Origin of the sequence: Chitinophaga polysaccharea, assembly GCF_902150045.1 — a bacterium.
Taxonomy (GTDB): Bacteria; Bacteroidota; Bacteroidia; order Chitinophagales; family Chitinophagaceae; genus Chitinophaga; species Chitinophaga polysaccharea_A.
This window is the reverse complement of sequence record NZ_CABFVU010000004.1, coordinates 813,666-831,213: the sequence shown is the minus strand read 5'-3', so window position 1 is coordinate 831,213 and position 17,548 is coordinate 813,666. Positions and strand designations below refer to the sequence as shown.

General features: G+C 47.0%; 16 protein-coding genes. 8 read left to right on the top strand and 8 right to left on the bottom strand.

What is annotated here, in order from left to right; all coding sequences use genetic code 11:
- Nucleotides 1–57 precede the first annotated feature (57 nt).
- Nucleotides 58–1,017 carry a hypothetical protein gene (locus tag FN124_RS27980; RefSeq protein ID WP_142688074.1) on the bottom strand — a complete coding sequence of 320 codons (960 nt, stop codon included), beginning with the start codon at nt 1,015–1,017 and terminating at the stop codon, nt 58–60.
- Nucleotides 1,018–1,216: 199 nt separating this feature from the next.
- Between FN124_RS27980 and FN124_RS27975 the strand changes: the two genes are divergently transcribed.
- Together FN124_RS27975 and FN124_RS27970 are read left to right on the top strand one after the other, a co-directional pair.
- Entirely contained in the window at nt 1,217–2,647 is a 1,431-nt protein-coding gene (locus tag FN124_RS27975) for a sensor histidine kinase (RefSeq protein WP_142688073.1), read from the top strand.
- Between the two features lie 4 nt (nt 2,648–2,651).
- Nucleotides 2,652–3,344 carry a response regulator transcription factor gene (locus FN124_RS27970; protein ID WP_142688072.1) on the top strand — a complete coding sequence of 231 codons (693 nt, stop codon included), beginning with the start codon at nt 2,652–2,654 and terminating at the stop codon, nt 3,342–3,344.
- A gap of 276 nt (nt 3,345–3,620) precedes the next feature.
- On the opposite strand, the gene FN124_RS27965 is transcribed toward FN124_RS27970, so the two are convergent.
- From FN124_RS27965 to FN124_RS27940, 6 genes are all read right to left on the bottom strand, one after another.
- The gene (locus FN124_RS27965; protein WP_209858847.1) at nt 3,621–5,564 is read right to left on the bottom strand and encodes a hypothetical protein; all 1,944 of its coding nucleotides are present in this window, start codon (nt 5,562–5,564) and stop codon (nt 3,621–3,623) included.
- A 21-nt stretch (nt 5,565–5,585) separates the two neighbouring features.
- Entirely contained in the window at nt 5,586–7,445 is a 1,860-nt protein-coding gene (locus tag FN124_RS27960) for a 3-keto-alpha-glucoside-1,2-lyase-like domain-containing protein (RefSeq protein WP_142688071.1), read from the bottom strand.
- 482 nt (nt 7,446–7,927) lie between these two features.
- Nucleotides 7,928–8,896, bottom strand: a complete 969-nt coding sequence (locus FN124_RS27955; protein WP_142683595.1) for an ISAon1 family transposase — start codon at nt 8,894–8,896, stop codon at nt 7,928–7,930.
- A 7-nt stretch (nt 8,897–8,903) separates the two neighbouring features.
- Entirely contained in the window at nt 8,904–9,257 is a 354-nt protein-coding gene (locus tag FN124_RS27950; RefSeq protein ID WP_142685728.1) for an ISAon1 family transposase N-terminal region protein, read from the bottom strand.
- Nucleotides 9,258–9,662: 405 nt separating this feature from the next.
- Nucleotides 9,663–10,283 (bottom strand): HAD family hydrolase, encoded by a 621-nt coding sequence (locus FN124_RS27945; protein WP_142688070.1) that lies wholly within the window; start codon nt 10,281–10,283, stop codon nt 9,663–9,665.
- 215 nt (nt 10,284–10,498) lie between these two features.
- Nucleotides 10,499–11,020, bottom strand: coding sequence for a DUF4251 domain-containing protein (locus FN124_RS27940; RefSeq protein WP_185937418.1), 522 nt, complete (start codon nt 11,018–11,020; stop codon nt 10,499–10,501).
- Between the two features lie 133 nt (nt 11,021–11,153).
- Between FN124_RS27940 and FN124_RS27935 the strand changes: the two genes are divergently transcribed.
- The 4 genes from FN124_RS27935 to FN124_RS31035 all read left to right on the top strand — a co-directional run bounded on the left by FN124_RS27935 (nt 11,154) and on the right by FN124_RS31035 (nt 14,534).
- The gene (locus FN124_RS27935) at nt 11,154–12,914 is read left to right on the top strand and encodes an ABC transporter ATP-binding protein (protein WP_142688068.1); all 1,761 of its coding nucleotides are present in this window, start codon (nt 11,154–11,156) and stop codon (nt 12,912–12,914) included.
- Nucleotides 12,915–13,066: 152 nt separating this feature from the next.
- The gene (locus FN124_RS27930; protein WP_142688067.1) at nt 13,067–13,414 is read left to right on the top strand and encodes a hypothetical protein; all 348 of its coding nucleotides are present in this window, start codon (nt 13,067–13,069) and stop codon (nt 13,412–13,414) included.
- Between the two features lie 109 nt (nt 13,415–13,523).
- Nucleotides 13,524–13,835, top strand: a complete 312-nt coding sequence (locus FN124_RS27925) for a hypothetical protein (RefSeq protein WP_142688066.1) — start codon at nt 13,524–13,526, stop codon at nt 13,833–13,835.
- Between the two features lie 291 nt (nt 13,836–14,126).
- Complete coding sequence (locus FN124_RS31035; protein WP_185937417.1) at nt 14,127–14,534, top strand: contact-dependent growth inhibition system immunity protein; 408 nt, start codon at nt 14,127–14,129, stop codon at nt 14,532–14,534.
- Nucleotides 14,535–14,720: 186 nt separating this feature from the next.
- Here FN124_RS31035 and dinB read toward each other — a convergent pair whose 3' ends face one another.
- Complete coding sequence (gene dinB, locus FN124_RS27915; RefSeq protein ID WP_142688064.1) at nt 14,721–15,839, bottom strand: DNA polymerase IV; 1,119 nt, start codon at nt 15,837–15,839, stop codon at nt 14,721–14,723.
- A gap of 111 nt (nt 15,840–15,950) precedes the next feature.
- On the opposite strand from dinB, the gene FN124_RS27910 reads away from it, so the two are divergent.
- Together FN124_RS27910 and FN124_RS27905 are read left to right on the top strand one after the other, a co-directional pair.
- Nucleotides 15,951–16,535 carry a pentapeptide repeat-containing protein gene (locus FN124_RS27910; protein WP_185937416.1) on the top strand — a complete coding sequence of 195 codons (585 nt, stop codon included), beginning with the start codon at nt 15,951–15,953 and terminating at the stop codon, nt 16,533–16,535.
- A gap of 53 nt (nt 16,536–16,588) precedes the next feature.
- Nucleotides 16,589–17,470: an AraC family transcriptional regulator gene (locus FN124_RS27905; protein WP_142688062.1), complete on the top strand. Its 882-nt coding sequence runs from the start codon at nt 16,589–16,591 to the stop codon at nt 17,468–17,470.
- The last annotated feature ends 78 nt before the right edge of the window (nt 17,471–17,548 follow it).

Here is a 17,548-nt window from a genome sequence, read left to right as displayed (position 1 = left end):
AAATTTTCGTATATGCGATTCTCACACCCATTAAGTTAGTTATGATACAGCCTCTCATCATTTATATTTTACACCCGGAAAATCCTTCTGTGCCTGCCGGAACTGTGTTTCCCATTCCTCCGGCCATCCGAAGGCAACAGTGGCCTGCGGTTTCAGGTTTACGCCCGCGGCGCCGCTCCAGAAATGAATAAATTCCCCCCAATTCATATCCCGCGTATAGGCGTTGCCGTTACGCGGAAAATTCGCGGCCAGCAAGGTGAAGAAATTGTTCAGCACTTTAGCGCCGCCATATTGATGATAGATAGGGTAAAACCAGTTTTTAAACCACTGTGTACCCGGCCGGGGAAAGTTGTCGGCTCCCTTCATCTGCATATCGAACCAGCGCTGCGCCTCTGCTTCCCAGCCAAGCGCGCGGTACACGTCGTACTGGTAGATCTCCATCCATTTGCTGTCTTTCCATATCGGGAACGCAGGCGAGCCATGCACCCCTTTGGCTGCCCCTTCCACAATATGCCCTACCTCATGCACTGCAGCATCCAGGTTCCAGCCGGTGGGGCTTACCCAGTCGCCAGCATGCCCCACGTCAATTACATTGCGGTGGTCATGGCTTGCATCAAAATAAGTAGATGGGTGCCCGCCAGCATACTTGCCGGTATGCAGCAGTACAAACAGGCGGTTATCCTTTCCAAAGGCGCCATAGGTTTGAGTGGTGTAGTTCCATACTTTGGTTAACAGTGTGTCCGGCCAGGTAATGGTTCCGGGCGTTTCTTTGTCGTAGTACACGGAAATGGAGGAATTGCTGAACACCCGGCGCATCTCCTGCCGGTGCTCAAACCAGTGCTCCTGCCAGGTGGGCGGCGGTATCAGCGCTGTATCTTCCACCAGCCTGTGGCCTGCGGTGGCTGCACCTCTCCTATCCAACCGCTGCGCCGGACCAGCGATACACTGAACAGCAAAAGCGGCTATGGCCATAAAACTGCCCCCGGCCGGCCATACATACCTTGAATATCTCTTCATACAGGGATTTTATAAAAAATGCTAAATCGATTTTCTAATATAAAAAAAGTAGTATCTTACTGGTGAAAATAGCCAACAGGAAACTAATCAATTTTAAAAAATCCCTAACGGATTGTAAACAGAATTTAAAAGCATCGGGAACAGGCGTTATCAACAATTGAAGAAGAAGAAAAGTCAACCAAAAGTAACAAAGCGGAGCATGAGGCATTCCATCAAGCTGTATATCCTGACAGCGGTTATCTGTATTATCGCATTGGCTATCGTACAGTTTTTCCTGATATATAATACCTATCAGTTGCTGGACAGTCGTTTTAACTACGTGGAAAAAGGAAGGATCGGCGAAGCCTACAACCTGGCTATTGCCAACGATAAACTGTTCCCCGGCGGACAACCGCTGCTGGACAGCATCATAGTGCCGCAATATCCCTACCTGGAACAACTTTATAATACCAACCGTCACAGCTTTGACACTGCCTCCCAGCACCTGGTGAACCGTATCATCCGGGAACTGGTAAAACATGAGAATACCGACAGCATGCTGAAAGCCATCAAAGCGAACGATGGGATCAAAGACTCCCTGCTGTTTGCTTTATGTATCCACCGGCTGGACATCAAGTTCAAAGACAGCCAGTACGTGAACGTTTATAACCGGTTTAAAAAATACCCGCTTATCCCGGCCAACAGGCAAAAGGAAATAGGCCTCTTTATTTGCGGTAACCTGCAGCAGCTGAATGAAAACAGCGCTGCCTCGTCGCTGGTAGCCAACTCCCCCATGCCCTACTCCTATTCCCTGTCGTTTTCTTTTTATGCCGATCCCTACAACCGCCGCACACTGGTGCTTCAGCAAATGAAATATACCATACTGCCCGGCTTACTTACCCTGCTGGCCGTGATTACGCTCTTTGCCATCACCCTGTTCAAATGGATCCGGCAAAAACATTTGTCGGATATGAAATCTGATTTCATTAACAACATTACCCACGAATTCAATACGCCTATCACGGCCATTATTGTCGCCAATAAAAATATTCAGAATGAAAAAACACTGGATAATAAACAAAGCGTTACTGCATTGTCTGAAATCATTAACCGGCAGGCAGAACGATTGAAGCTCCTGGTAGAAAAAGTGATCAATATTGCCGCCACGGAAAAACTGGCGCTTAAAATCACTACCACTGATCTGAATGAACTGATCAGCGGCATACTGGCGGTATACAGTCTAAATACCATGAAACAGGCTATCCGCTTCGATTTTCACAACAGCGGCAGCCCGCTCATGATAGAAGCTGATACTTTTCACTTCACTACCCTGTTGCAGAATATCCTGGACAACGCCGTGAAGTATAACGACCAGCCGGAGAAGATCATTACCATCACCACTTCCCGGGAAAAAGAATCTATTATATTAACTATACAGGACAATGGTATTGGCATGAACACTGCCACCCTCCGCCATATCTTTGAGAAATTTTACCGGCATCAGCCTAACCTGTCCAGGCCCACCAAGGGCCTGGGGTTGGGCCTTTACTATGTAAAACAATGCGTGGATGCACACGGCTGGACCATAAAAGTGAGCAGCGAACCCGGTGCAGGCAGCACTTTCGTAATTACCATACCTTCAAAAATATAACGCTATGAAACATCACATTCTGCTGGTAGAAGATGAAACAGATCTTGGTAACGTTGTGAAGCAATACCTGGAGCTGATGGATTTCTCTGTCGACTGGCAACAAAACGGCCGGGCGGCGCTGGAGGCTTTTACGGCTACTCCTTCTGCCTGGCATATTGTACTGATAGATATCAACCTTCCTGAAATGGATGGCTTTGAACTGGCGCAGGAACTGGTAAAAATACAACCCAATGTTCCGTTCCTTTTCCTTACGGCGCGCAGTGAAAAGAAAGACCGGCTGTATGGCCTGAAAATAGGGGCGGATGATTATATCGTAAAACCATTTGATGTGGATGAACTGGTGCTCCGCATTAAAAACATCCTGAAAAGGAACCAGACCGTTAACAGCATCTCCACCGGTAATGCCATTGAACTTGGCGGTATGCGTTTTCACAAAGATTCCCTGAAACTCACCGGCAACGGGAAAGAAACTATTCTTACACCACTGGAAAGCGACCTGCTGCTGCACTTCTATCACAACAGCAATAAAGTGATCCGCCGGGAAGATATCCTGCACCAGGTATGGGGAACAAATGATTATTTTGTAGGAAGAAGTTTAGATGTATTTGTATCCCGCTTCCGCAAATACTTCCAGGGGAATGAAAATATCAGTATCCGCAATATTTACGGGATCGGGTTCATGTTCAGCCTTACCTGAATAAAAAGGGCGGGCGCTACATCGCTTAAGGGCCCGCCCCTGCACATCTCGGATTATCTACAAGATGTTGTGCCTGTTTATCAACCGTCTCTTTATCAGTGTCATGTATGGGAAAAACAAATACAGGAGGGCCTTGCCGCTATAGGTGTTTTTCATAGTGATACATAGTTAACAGGGGTGATGAAAAAAAGTTCACCCGCCGATGACTGTCTTTCATAAAAAAAAAATGGATCGGATACAAAGTATATCCGATCCATTTTTTTATGATGCAATTACCTATTTCAGGGAGTTGATCCAGGTGGCAATCTTCACCGCATCTGCCTGTGGCACCTGCGGGAACGGAGGCATTGGCGTAGCATAGCCAGGCCAGTTTTCCGGCTGCGGATTTTTTATCAGCGCCAGTATTTTGGCAACAGAATAATTCCTTTTGGCTACATCGCGGAAACCAGGGCCAACCTGCTTTTTATCAGGATTATGGCAGGAAGAACAAGTGTATTTGTTCAGCAATGGCTTCACCTGCTCATAGGTCAGCGTTTTTGCAGGAGCTGTTTTTGCTGCTGTGGAAGCTGCTTTTGCCTCTGCTACTTTAGTGGCAGTGGTAGCTGGTTTGGCTGCAGAGTTTTTGGTGCTCAGTGCAGATACCGCCAGTTTGGCCCCATCCGGGATGTTATTCAGCGTATAGTATACATCAGGGTGTACCAGTGAATAGGAATTTTCCTGGGTACGGATACCGTTCAGCGACAACTTATGAATGTAGTACTGACGCAGCCCGTCGATCACCAGGCGCACCTTCATACCATCAGGAGATACCTGTACCCCTTTAATGGTAAGCTTCTCGGTATTAACGGTAGGGCTTCCGTACACGGGGTGGTATTTATAGATAAAGCTCTCCACGTTGTAGGAAGCGATGTCTTCTGCATACTTTTTATCTACCGGTAAGGTGAAGGTAATTTCAAAACCATCCGGCATCGCATTTACCGTTCTCATTTCAAACGGCACCTTGTTATTCCATACAAGGCGTTGCAGACCCTGGTTGGCATCGCCGGCGGAGCCCCATCCACGGTTGGTTTCACCTACAAAGAGGGAACCGTCCTTACCCCAGGCCAAACGTAATACGCCCGACTGGAAACCGCTTCTGAAATCCCAGGCGGCGCCCTGGTATTCTCCATTCACTTTCTCAAGGTATACCCTTACGATTTTACTTTGTCCCTGGTCGCCGATCAGCACCTGTTTGGCAAAGGGGCCAAAGGTTCCTTCGGGGATGGTGGTAAGCTGTGCATTGGAGATCCCTAAAACACCGTGTGGCAGCCAAACAGCCGGCACCTGTACTTCAGGAAAATATTTCTTCATATCAAACAGTGTCACAAACTTTTCGTTCTCTACGTTTTCAGGTTTGATAGCGCGGCCGTTGGCGTCCTTGCGGAAACGGGGATCTACTTTGGCGTAAAGTTCTTCTGTAGTGAGCTTCACTGGTGAATTAGGCAGGTTGGTCCAGCGTAAACCGGCCGGGTGTCCTACAAAGCTGCCTTTTTTCACATGGGTTAAACCACCGGATCCCATCCAGTCGCCCTGGTTCTCTGTATAAAACAGTTCACCATCAATGGTACCTAGTCCGCAGGGAGAGCGGAAACCGGTAGCCCATGGTTCCATTTTACCGTCTTCAGTGATGTGCATCATCCAGCCTCTCCAGGGCACACGGCTTTCACCGCGCCACCATTCTTCGTCGCCAAAGGCAACGTTGCCGGAAACAAAGAAGGAGCCATCTGTGCCCAGCACCGGGCCAAAGCTGTATTCGTGATAGTGACCAGACAGGGGCCATGCGAATACGGTTTCGAACAGGTCCATTTTGCCGTCCATATTGGTATCGGTCATTTTGGTAAGCTCACCGCGTTGTGCGCAGTAGAGAGAACCGTTTTTATAGGCCAGTCCCAGTACCTCATGCAGCCCGGAAGCCACTTTCCTGAAGTAGGGTGATTTGCTGGTGGGATTCTCTACTATAAATATATCGCCGCGGCGGGTAGCCACACCAAGGTCGCCGTTAGGCAGGGTGCATAGGCCCCCTACTTCCAGCAGGGTGCCTTCTGGTGAGCTGATGCGCGCGATGCGGAAAAAGTCCTCTTCCTTCGGGGACTCCTGTGCTTTTACAGGCGTGATGGCCGTTGTCATCAGGAACATACCTGCGGCTATTCCTGCTGTAATTCTTTTATAGTTCAGTTTCATAATAGTCATTAGTATTGCTGCTTAGAAGATAACCGCATAACCTGTTTTCGCCTGTACCGGCACTATCAGCTCCGCGCGGCCGTTCTGATTGCGGATAATGGGATTCGCTTTGGCATCATCCATCTTCACATAATAGGATTTATCGCCAATCACATACAAACCAGGGGATACCTGCTCTATACTATCTCCTACGGCTATACGCAGATACAGGTCGGAGGCAGGTTGCTGCACCGTAACGGTACGGTGAATGCCCTGGTTTTCCGGAAGCACGCTGATATCATCTGTTACAGCGGTACCATAGATATTATAACGGAAAGTAGGTTTACCGCTTTCATCGAGTGAATAACCGGTTGGACGGAAGCCGGTACCTGTAGTATCCGCGCTCCAGGCAGTTTCTTTGGTAGCCAGTTTACCAATAGCCAGTGCAGGCTGGTTGGTAAGCACCTGTACGGTACCCAGCGGGCGGGAAGATCCATCGCCGCGGTCATGCCACATAGGCGTGGTGTTCAGGAATTCGCCGCGCCACACCTGGAAAGGCAGACCGTTGTCCATATCGTAGGTGTAATGCACTTTGGTTGGGCTGCCTACAGACACAGCGTGTACCACGCGTTTGCCGCCACGAACATCCATGAAACTGCGCAAAACTGTGTTTTCGTTGGCCGTTACCAGGATAGGATCAGTGGGATCATCAGCGGGTACATTGGTATCGCTGATCACGAACTCGCGGATACCTGCTTCACTTACAGATAAAGTAATGGACGGTTTAGCCCAGTCGGTGTTTTTGACGTATAATACTTCCACAGGGTAGTTACCCGGCTGCAGGTCAATGCTGCCGCGGCCATCCCAGCCCCTTGGGAGGATCACCTGCTGGTTGTTCACCTTCAGCACACCGCCGCCGCCGGATGTATGCAGGTTGAAATGATATTTACCGGCTGCTTTAATGGCCAGAGTAGCGGTGTAGCGCACCAGGAACTCATTGTCCGGCAAACCTGCAATGTTGGAGGTAAGCAGCGGGGAGGTTCCGGTAACGGCAGGTTTCAGGGTAGCAAAGTTGGGTTCTTTATCGAAGCTGCCTTTGTACACGCTGTATTTTACATCTTCCAGGGTTGGTTTGGGAGCGCTGAAGTTATTGATCACGATGTTTCTGAAAGCCACGGTGCCGTGATCGCCCTGGATACGGAGCGGACCGGAAGGCACTTCATTATTTTGTACAGCGCCGCGGGTAGGTCCGGAAAGCACTACGTTTTCCTGGATGGTTACGCCATTCAGTTCCAGCTTCAGGATAACGGCATCGGCGATTTTATTGCCGCCGGCATCAAAGCGGGGGGCCTGGAAGGAAATTTTCATGTGCTGCCATAAACCGGGAGCGCGGCTTACATTCTGACGGGGAGCATGGCCATCATAGCCCTGCAGCCCTTCCGGCTTGCTGTCGTTCCAGCGTTCGTAGATCCCTCCGTTGTCGGATGCGCGGGGAGCTAAGGTACCCCAGCTGTCGAGCAACTGGATTTCATACCTTCCCTGCAGGTAAATGCCTGAATTAGAACCTTTAGACATCATATAATCCAGTTCAAGATCCAGGTCACCATGTTCCAGCGTACTGAAAAGGTCTTTACCATGTGCATTCTTTTCCGGCAGGTTTACCAGGATACCGGTACCTGCAGTTGTTTGCAGCAGGTTGTTCTGTTGCAGGTCTGCTTTAACCCCGCCGGCTATACGCCAATTGGCTGCAGGCTGCTGGAATGCAGATAAATCTGTTAATGGCAATTTGTTCTGTGCCATCATCTGTTGACAACTGCCAATACTTAAAATCAATACCAAAGTTCTCCGGTCGTACGCACGTAACTGTGTCAACTTTGGACGGAACCTGTTCCATCTAAGCATAGATCTGGATTTTTTTTAAAAAGTTTACATTGATTGCTAAATGCTTTTAGCGTTTCAGGTGATACATCAATTTTTTTGTACAGGTACTTCCCAATTGTTAATGAAATTTAAATTCTCAACTATCGCTAAACGTGGGACTGTGCTAAATTTGAATCACGGGTGCCAAAATAGAAATTAATTACAACAAAGTGGTGCACGGGGGAAAAAAAATTACACCAGCGGTAAAAAACTCCTTTGACGATGCGCGGATTTTGTCTGACTCAGGATTAAACTTATTTCACCTGATTAGGTTGATTTGATTTCTTTGGATTTAAAAAGATCCGGGGAGATTTAAGCGGATTGGCCTGCTTTTACGCTGAAAGTTTGAAAATAGTTTTAGGGAGATGAAGCGGATAACTACCACGGATTCTGTCTGACTCAGGATTAAACTTATTTCACCTGATTAGGGATCAAGTTGAAAAGTTGGGGGATGTCCATAAATTTTAAGCATAGAGTTTAGTTAATCTATAGAGGAAGAATTCTACATCCCGCACCCCTCGTAGTGCATTTCTAAAGGCCTTTACTTTTGCATTGAATGATTCTGCCGCCGCATTGGTGGCTCTGTTGTTGAAGAAGTTGAGGATACCCAGATAATGAGTTCTGATAGTCCTGGCAACGGTCTTGAAGGATAAAATCCCCGCTTCCTCCACGTCATTATACCACAAAGCCAGCTTCTTAAATGCTTCTTCTTTACACTTACAATGTCTGTAAACCTCACCGAGTCGCAGGGATAGCTGGTAGGATTTATGAATAAGGGGGTAATGACTAAATAAAAGTTCCGCTCTCTGCTGCTGCTCTCTGGTCCATAGTCTGGGATGCTTAAATAGCAAGTATCGGCTTCTGGCCAGCAGCTGTTTAGCTGTATCGCCGTTAGCGAGCCTGACTGGCTCATACTTCATTGCGGCTCGTTTTGCCTGCTCGTATTCCAGATTCTCCTGTTCCAGGGCTTCCCAGCGATGCTTTATTCTGATTTCCTGTACCGCATCAAAAGCCAGGTGTTGCACATGGAAGCGATCTATCACCCGATGGGCGTTAGGGAAACAGGCTTTAACAGCGCTATTAAGGCTACCAGACATATCGATGGTAACTTCCTGTACCATCCTACGCAGGCGCTTAGGGATTTTAAACAGTATTTCTTTCAGAAATTCAGACTGAGTGCCCTTGATCATAGCCACTATTGAGCCTTTGCGCCCTTTGGCCAGCTTATTAGTGACAATTGTATACAGTTCTCCACTGGAAAAGGCTGTCTCGTCTATACTTAAAGCGGCACCAATGTTTTGTTCAAAAAGCATCCATTCAGTAGCATGTTCTTTCTGCTCCCAACTGGAAAAATCACTTAAATGATGTTTGTATTGTTGCCCGAGTTGTTTACCGTCAACATTGTAAAGATGGCCAAGTTGAACGGGGCTGATGGGGTGATTATCTAAGTAGTCCTTTTAAAAAATAACCGAATTCCAATGTCATTCGCGTTCCTTTTTTCACTATTTCCCAATCTCTTGTTACTGTTTCTCCGGTGGCTACAACCTCCCACCGACGCCGCTTTACATATAAAGTAACCTTCTTTCTGCGGATAGGAAAATCCTGAACAGCAACGGGAGGAAGAAAGTCTTTGGCGTGAAGTTTTTTATGCTGATGCTCAGCTGGAACAATATTCTTTTCTTCTAAATAAATACTTATTTCAGTCTCACTTTGACAAGCATCAGCTATCTCGAAATAATATAAAATCCCTTCTGGTAGCAGAGCCTCGATCAGAAGGCTAAAATTCTTATCCATGGCTATTAATCTTAATTGGGCGCAAAAAAACTATTTTTTATCCTATCCCCCAACTTTTCAACTTGATCCATGATTAGGTTGATTTGATTTCTTTGGATTTAAAAAGATTCAAGGAGACTTAAGCGGATTGGCCTGCTTTTACGCTGAAAGTTTGAAAATAGTTTTAGGGAGATGAAGCGGATAACTACCACGGATTCTGTCTGACTCAGGATTAAACTTATTTCACCTGATTAAACTGATTTGATCTTGTAATGATCATTAAAGATAAAGATTCAGGCGAAAGTATCCGCTTAAATCTCCTTGAATCTTTTTAAATCCAAAGAAATCAAATCAACCTAATCAGGTATAATAAGTTTAATCCTGAGTCAGACAGAATGCGCGACAAAATCCGCCGCCGAATGCGCTCTACAACACCAACCCGAAACCCGCCAGCTTCGTAAGCGTGCTTTCATAGTCGGTATGACAAACGCCGTTAATACCCAGCCCCGCTGCTACGTCGATGAACATGGAGCGATCCTCTACATATACTACTTCGGCAGGCTTTACCTGTGCAATGTCCAGTGCAATTTTATAAATGTCCGCATCCGGTTTACGGAAATGCACAAAGCAGGAGGAAATATAAAAGTCAACGAACCTGCTGATATTAAAATGATGGATACGGTGCTCATTCAGCTCCCGGCCTTCGTTATTTACGATCGCAATTTTCAGCTTGTATTTTTCTTTCAGCTTCGGGATCAGTTCCAGCATCTCCGGGTATGGCGCCGATTGAGCATACATAAAATCACGGAAATCCTGCCGGCTGAATGATCGCTCTTTATAAAATACCACCCGGGTAAGGTATTCATCCAGGGTAAGTTTACCTTCTTCATAGGTATCAAAAGTGAGATGATGCCGTTCTTCTGTTTCCAGGGCGTCCAGGTCAAAGGTCTGGATAGCCAGCTTGCGCGCGGCCCTGTCCCATCCGTTGGTTAATAATACACCGCCTATGTCCAGGAATAGTGTTGTGATCTTTGTATGATTATCCATTTGTAATTTTTTTACCCTGCTAATGTACGCGGATTTTGTATGACTCAATGATTACGCTGATTATACTGATTTTCCTGATTTTTTTAAAATAATTTGGGGGAGATATAAGAGAGTAATACCCGCTTATATCTCCCCCAAATCATTTAAAAATCCAAAGTGATCAAATCAAACAAATCAGTATAATCAGCGTAATCATTGAGTCATACAAAATCCGCTTATTTCTTCTTTTTGGTTTTCTGCTCCGTTATATAACCGTCAAAGCTGATGGGCGACCGGTCGCTGCTCGTTACCTGGAGGGAAGCATATCCCTCGCTTGACACACTTAAATTAAACGATTGCACCGATCTGTGATCTTTGGGTTTAATGGTGATATTCCAGCCATCCTTTTTACCCGGTGTAATGTTGTAATCAAAGGATTTGGTTTTGAAATCCAGTGGCGATTTTGTAGCACCGTAATCCACAGAAGTATAAGCCCGGCCAAAATATGGCAGGTAACTTATCACGGAATCCGCTCCCACAATTACATTGTATTCCGATGTAAGGTTACGCATGCGGCCACTCATAGGCAGCGCGTTCTGCGCTACGAAAACGTAATTCTGCGAGTCTATCAGTGATTTGATCCTGGCTGTTTTGTCTGCTTTCTTCTGCGCTTTTGTTTCCTGCGCAAAAAGACTGGTAGAAATAACGGCGCCCAGTAAAAGAAGCATCGCTGTTTTTAATACAAAGAATCTTTTCATATGGTAAGTTTTTACGTAAGAGGGAATGCCAATATCGTACCATAACAGCCGGGGCCACGTTTTGTTCACTGTCAGAACAACACAAATTGCTGTTAAAATACTACTTTTAAGGATCGATGATAAACCCGGAAACATGCCTAACCCATATATCTCGTTACTGAAAACAGCCTGGAAATATGCCCGGAAAGAGCGTAAGAAATACCTGCTCGTCTATTTCCTGTTCCTGATGGCCAATGTCGTTTTTTCCCTGAACCCCGTATTGTTCGGTTGGTTCATAGGGAGCATACAGCGCGATAGCCCTAACCTGCCCCGTTATACCATGATCTTTGCCAGTACTTATTTCGGGCTTAAACTCCTGGAATGGTGCTTTCATGGCCCGGCCCGTATCATGGAACGGCAGCTGGCCTTTAACCTGAGCCGGAACTTCCTCCAGGAACGATACCACCAGGCCCTGCACCTTCCCGTGAAATGGCACCAGGATAACCACAGCGGCTCAGTGATTAACCGCATACGGAAAGCATATGAGGCCCTGAAAGAATTCTTTGAACGGGGCTTTATGTATCTCCACGCCATCTGTAAATTGCTCTTCTCTATGATCGCCATGCTGTATTTCTCCCCCCTGTACGGGAGTATAGGTATTGCGCTGGGCGTGCTTTGCATATGGATCGTACTGCGGTTCGACCGCCCCTTTATCCGCACCCTCAATGAAATTAATGAAGGCGAGCATGTGGTGTCGGCAACGCTGTTCGACAGTCTCTCCAATATTATGACAGTGATCACCCTGCGCCTGGAGAAAAGCATGGAAAACGGCCTGCTGGCAAAGATACAGCGCATCCTGAAGCCCTTCAGGAAAAATACCGTGATCAACGAATGGAAATGGTTTGTGGCCGAAATGATGATCTCATTGATATACTGCGTAATAGCGGTGGGTTACGTTTTCCAGCATTGGGTACCCGGCGAAATCTTTTACGTGGCCGGGCTGGTAACCCTCCTTGGTTATGTAAACCAGTTCACCAGCGTATTCCAGGACGTTGCCTGGCAGTACACAGATGTGGTACAATATAATACGGCAGTGGATACCGCGGGGAATATCAGTGAAGCCTATACGCAGCATCACCGCCCGGATGTAGCGCCGGAACTGCCGGCCAACTGGAACCGGATCAGCATCAGCGCGCTGAGCTTCTCCCACACCGCCACGTATGAAGATAATGCCGGTCCACAGCGCCTGCACGACCTCCATCTCCTGATCGAAAAAGGGAAAAAGATCGCTCTTATTGGGGAAAGCGGCAGCGGAAAAAGTACGCTGCTGGCCATTTTACGCGGCCTGTATGAGCCGGAGCCCGGAGTAACGATACAGGTAAACGGAGAGGCGTTACCGTTAGCTACCGTTAATGAAAGCGTTACCCTGTTCCCCCAGGAGCCCGAGATCTTTGAAAACACCATAGCATACAATATTACACTAGGCCTGCCCTTTCAGCCGGAAGAGATCATGGCAGTATGCAGCAGCGCCCATTTTTCAGAAGTGGTGGAAATGCTGCCCCAGGGGCTCGCATCCGATATCCGGGAAAAAGGCGTGAACCTCTCCGGCGGACAAAAACAACGTCTCGCACTGGCCCGCGGCATCCTCGCGGCACGCAACAGCCAGGTGATCCTCCTGGATGAACCCACCAGCAGCGTAGATCCTAAAACAGAAGCTATGATCTACGAAAAAATGTTCCAGGCGTTTTCCGATAAAGCCATCATCTCCGCCATGCACAGGCTGCACCTGCTGCCGCAATTTGATTATATCTACGTACTGGACCAGGGCCGCATTGTGTCTGAAGGCACCTTCCATTACCTGCGCAGCAACAGCGCTGCTTTCCAGGAGCTCTGGAAACACCAGGAAAACAAATAGCGTTTTTTGGTAATGTTTTATTATCATTGCAACTGCGTTTTCATCCTATGGAATGGTTCTCTCCCACCAGTTACTATCACCCTATGAAAACTCTATGCAAAAAATTTCGCTGTATGACCTGAAACGCAAACTGAGAAACAGTCAGGAGCCAGATGAAATTATCACCCTGCTCGGCTATAACCTATGATGAAGACGGATTTGCCGCTATCCATTATGTGCCCTTCGCCAAAACGCCGCACCTGTATAAGGATATGATCACCTGTATGGCCGATATCGGGGTAAGAACAAAGTTTGCCACCAGTATGGAACCGGTATTTGAATGCGTGATCAGGGTGAGTGAGCATCACACTTTTGAGGAGTTTATCTATGAAGCGCTGAATGCCTTCCTGGAAAACAGGCACCGTATGTACGACGATATTTTTGAAAAGTACTATTACCGGCTGCACCTGATAGCAGAACATATTTCCAATATCCGCGCCAGCGCCGGCGATGCTGCATAGCAGCCCTTTAATACCGGTACATCCCGTTAAGGCAAATCATGGTTTGTACATGTGAAAATATTTTCATATTTTAGAACAACTGATATTTTCTATACCTAAATTAACCAGAATGCTCACAACACTTGCTGTACTGGCCGCCCTCTTCTTTCTGGCCCACGTTTATCTCCTCTTTACCTCATTCGGGAAAAAAGGATTTCAAAAACAAAAATACCTTTGGTCGCATATCACCCTGTGGATTACGGGTGGGCTTGCCTGCCTCATTGCCCTCCTCTTCGCAGGGAAAGGCCTTTCCGCTGTGATCGATGTGTTTAATACCCCTGGTAAAGCGGCCCTGCTGCTCCTTATTGCCCTGGCTTTATCAGGCGCTGCACACAGCATCGTGAAACTGCTGGTACTGCCCAGATACCAGGAAGCCGCCTGAATAACGGGATATATTATACGAAAATCCCCTGGCGGTTACCAGGGGATTTTTGATGCGCGTTTCACATAAAATGTTAAAGGTGGAAAATTTTCTTTTGCCATCAACAATATTGATTATATTTATACCCTGTTGATCCTGGTTTCTTATAACCGCCGGCGCTGGCTGGCTACCGCAACACCTGCAATACTCCGCAGGTTCTGACAGATGATCACCATCAAAAGAAAAAATTGCGCGTTGAAATCATCTTCATAAATAATTATTTTATTAGCACGAAAAGAGAGACACATTTTTATGAATAAGAAAGATATCTGGAGATATAAATCTTTGGAGCAGTTGGAGAATAAGAGTTGGGGGACGGCCACAGATAAGGATTCGGGAATAGTTCAGAAATGTCTTGCCTTAGTTAAAGTACCAGTAGTAAAATTAGCCGCAAGCGAATTGCGCATTTTAATCGGACAATCATTTAATCCTTCTTACCTGGTTCCTTTAGCATTGGAGATATTACAAAATGATGTACTGGTAACTGCCGGTATGTATCCCGGCGACCTGCTGAAAGCCGTGCTCGACGTTCCTGCTGCTTTCTGGGAAGAACATCCCGACCTTCACAAAAACCTGCTTGACCTCATGCAGGAACGAAGCGAAGAGATTGAAACAGAAATAGACCTGCCTGAATTCTGGCGTAATAACCTGGTCATGTAAGCATTGTTATTCCTGCGGCAACTTATCTTTTCCCGCTTAAAATAACAACATCACCGGAAAACCTGTCACATCTCCTTCAGTATATACTACACTACTCCACGTGTTTATCAGTAAGGATCTTACCGGAGCTGCTGCAGTTTATACTGCGTAACAGGAATGTTTTGCCAGTACGGCAAAAAAGTATCGCTATTCGTCAAAATTGAATAACGACAACTGCCCCGATGGAGGTAACTTCTCCTGGCTCAACGGCGCATCATTAAAATTAGACAGGGTAATACCTAAGAGGCGGATCCGCTTATCTTCCGGATAAGTAGCTGCCAGCAACTGCTTTGCCGTATCTACAATAATATCATAATCGCCTACAGGAAACGGGAAGGAATGATTCCTGGTGATCTGCTTAAAATCACTATACTTTATTTTCAGGGTAACAGTACGGCCTTTCAGCTGGTAGCGCTGCAACCGGTCGTATACCGTTTTCCCGATCTTTTCCAGTTCCGCTTCCATATCAGCTACCACGGTTAAATCATATGGGAAAGTATCTTCCGCACCCAGCGATTTCGTTTCCCTGTGCGGCTGCACTTCCCGCTCATCTATCCCCCTCACAATCCGGTAATAGAAACTACCTACTTTGCCAAAATGGGTTTTCAGATCCTGCTCCGATAACTTCTTCAGATCAGCCCCTGTAAAAAGCCCCATCCTTTTCATTTTATCGGCAGTTACCTTTCCCACACCATGGAATTTTTCTACCGGCAGCGTTTCCATAAAAGACTCAATAGACGATGGCCCGATAAACGTAAGCCCGTCCGGTTTATTGAGGTCCGATGCAATTTTTGCCACAAACTTGTTTACAGATACACCTGCTGAAGCCGTGAGCTGCAACTCATTCCTGATGGCCTGCTTGATCTGCCCCGCAATTTCAATGGCGGAACCAATATTCAGCTTATCCTGGGTTACATCCAGGTAGGCCTCATCAAGCGATAATGGCTCTATCAGATCCGTATAACGGGAAAATATTTCGCGGATACGCCGGGACGCTTCCTTGTACGCATCAAAACGGGGCCTGATAAAAATAAGCTCCGGGCATAACTGCAAGGCTCTTTTGGAAGGCATGGCGGAACGCACGCCAAACTTACGCGCTTCATAACTGGCAGTGGCTACTACCCCACCCCGGCCCTCCGGCGAGCCGCCCACAGCAATAGCCTTGCCGCGGTAAACCGGGTTATCGCGCTGTTCTACAGATGCGTAAAACGCATCCATATCAATATGAATAATTTTTCGTTGTATACTGTTTGGTCTGTTCTCCATTTCAACACGCCGGAAGCCCATGTAAAGATATTCAGTATTTGGCGATCCAACCCACAAAAAAGATATTTTTACAGCACATACCGTTACCTTCATACACTAAACTTTCTAACAGTGGCCGACTACGATCAGGAAATTTCACACGAGCACAAAAAATTTGAAAATATTACCTGGGAAGGCAAAACACTCTCCGGCAGGGAGTTCTACGACTGCCATTTCTATAAATGCAGCCTGAAGGAATGCATCATTATAGAATGTACTTTTGAGAAATGTACTTTCGAAGAATGCGATCTTTCGCTGATACAATTCAAACAAACTGCTTTCAGCCGCGTGACATTGCAATATACCAAAGCCATTGGCATTGCCTGGCACAATGCCCGTAGCCCGCTCACAGTAGAGTTCCACCACAGCCGTATCAGCTACTGCAGCTTCTCCGGTCAGAACCTGAAAAAAGGAGTTTTTCTCCATTGCCAGGCAGATGAAGCCGATTTCTCCGGCTGTAACCTCTCACAGGCCGACTTCCGCGGCACCGATCTGGCAGGAGCGCGCTTCTCGGAAACAGATCTTACCCAGGCCAACTTCACCGGCGCCCAGCGATATGCCATTGATGTACAAAGCAATAAAATAAGAAAAGCGAAATTCAGTTTGCCCGACGCCCTGGCGTTGCTCGATGGATTGGGCGTGGAGATAGTAGAATAACGCGACGAAATTCACATGGATTTTCTTACTTTGGAAAGAAAAGCAGCTGCGCTATGATCAGGAAGAAAGAAGGCTTTCAGGGCCAGCGGATGATCGTTATTCCACGTAATATCCTCAACAGGAAATGCGCCCGGGAACCGGCGCTTACGCCGCTGTATATCACGGATATAGGGTATTATCCCAAAGCATTGTTCCATCACAGGAAAAGGGCGCAGGGCGCAGAACAGCATATTCTGATCTATTGCCTGGAGGGTAAGGGCAGCATCACACTGAAAAAAGAAGTGCATACTATCCAGGCGGGCGACTGCTTCCTGCTGCCGAGGAAATGCGCGCATGAATACAGCGCAGATGAAAATGATCCATGGACCATCTACTGGGCCCATTTCCTGGGAACCAGTGCAGATGGCATTGTTCAAACAGCTATCAGGGAATGGAAAGGGAATAAGGTATACCTCCCCCACTCGCCCGACAGGCTGCACCAGTTCGAGCGCATCTACGAGCAGCTGCAAAGAGGCTACAGGGAAGAAAACCTGGTATGGTCCAATATGAACTTCTGGTCGTTCCTCTCCTCCTGTGTTTACCCCGACCTTACCCAGCAGGGGAAAGCTTTCCGCCAGAATGATGCCATCGATCAGTGCATCGATTATATGAATAACCACCTCGACCAGATGCTTACCCTGCAGCAGATGGCACAGGCGGTAAATCTCTCCCAGTCACATTTCTCTTACCTTTTTAAAAATAATACCGGGTTCTCTCCCATCGAATACTTTAACCAGCTGAAAGTTCAGAAGGCTTGCCAGTACCTGCTCTTCACACAACTGCGTATCAAGGAAATAGCCGCCCAACTTGGTATGGAGGATCCTTATTACTTCTCCCGGATGTTTAGCAGGGTGATGGGTGTATCACCCAATCAATACAGGGAAAAGATATCGTAACCGTAAGATAATCCATCATAATCAGCATATCATCTAGCCCCCGTTTCATGCCGCCGGCTTATTTTTACGGACGTCAAT

Coding starts and splice junctions, on each gene's coding strand:
- FN124_RS27980 (WP_142688074.1), bottom strand. CDS start 1,017: ATGAAGAGATATTCAAGGTATGTATGGCCGGCCGGGGGCAGTTTTATG.
- dinB (WP_142688064.1), bottom strand. CDS start 15,839: ATGGAGAACAGACCAAACAGTATACAACGAAAAATTATTCATATTGAT.
- FN124_RS27950 (WP_142685728.1), bottom strand. CDS start 9,257: ATGGATAAGAATTTTAGCCTTCTGATCGAGGCTCTGCTACCAGAAGGG.
- FN124_RS27945 (WP_142688070.1), bottom strand. CDS start 10,283: ATGGATAATCATACAAAGATCACAACACTATTCCTGGACATAGGCGGT.
- FN124_RS27930 (WP_142688067.1), top strand. CDS start 13,067: ATGAAATTATCACCCTGCTCGGCTATAACCTATGATGAAGACGGATTT.
- FN124_RS27925 (WP_142688066.1), top strand. CDS start 13,524: ATGCTCACAACACTTGCTGTACTGGCCGCCCTCTTCTTTCTGGCCCAC.
- FN124_RS31035 (WP_185937417.1), top strand. CDS start 14,127: ATGAATAAGAAAGATATCTGGAGATATAAATCTTTGGAGCAGTTGGAG.
- FN124_RS27940 (WP_185937418.1), bottom strand. CDS start 11,020: ATGAAAAGATTCTTTGTATTAAAAACAGCGATGCTTCTTTTACTGGGC.
- FN124_RS27970 (WP_142688072.1), top strand. CDS start 2,652: ATGAAACATCACATTCTGCTGGTAGAAGATGAAACAGATCTTGGTAAC.
- FN124_RS27960 (WP_142688071.1), bottom strand. CDS start 7,445: ATGCTTAGATGGAACAGGTTCCGTCCAAAGTTGACACAGTTACGTGCG.
- FN124_RS27935 (WP_142688068.1), top strand. CDS start 11,154: ATGCCTAACCCATATATCTCGTTACTGAAAACAGCCTGGAAATATGCC.
- FN124_RS27975 (WP_142688073.1), top strand. CDS start 1,217: ATGAGGCATTCCATCAAGCTGTATATCCTGACAGCGGTTATCTGTATT.
- FN124_RS27965 (WP_209858847.1), bottom strand. CDS start 5,564: ATGAAACTGAACTATAAAAGAATTACAGCAGGAATAGCCGCAGGTATG.
- FN124_RS27905 (WP_142688062.1), top strand. CDS start 16,589: ATGATCAGGAAGAAAGAAGGCTTTCAGGGCCAGCGGATGATCGTTATT.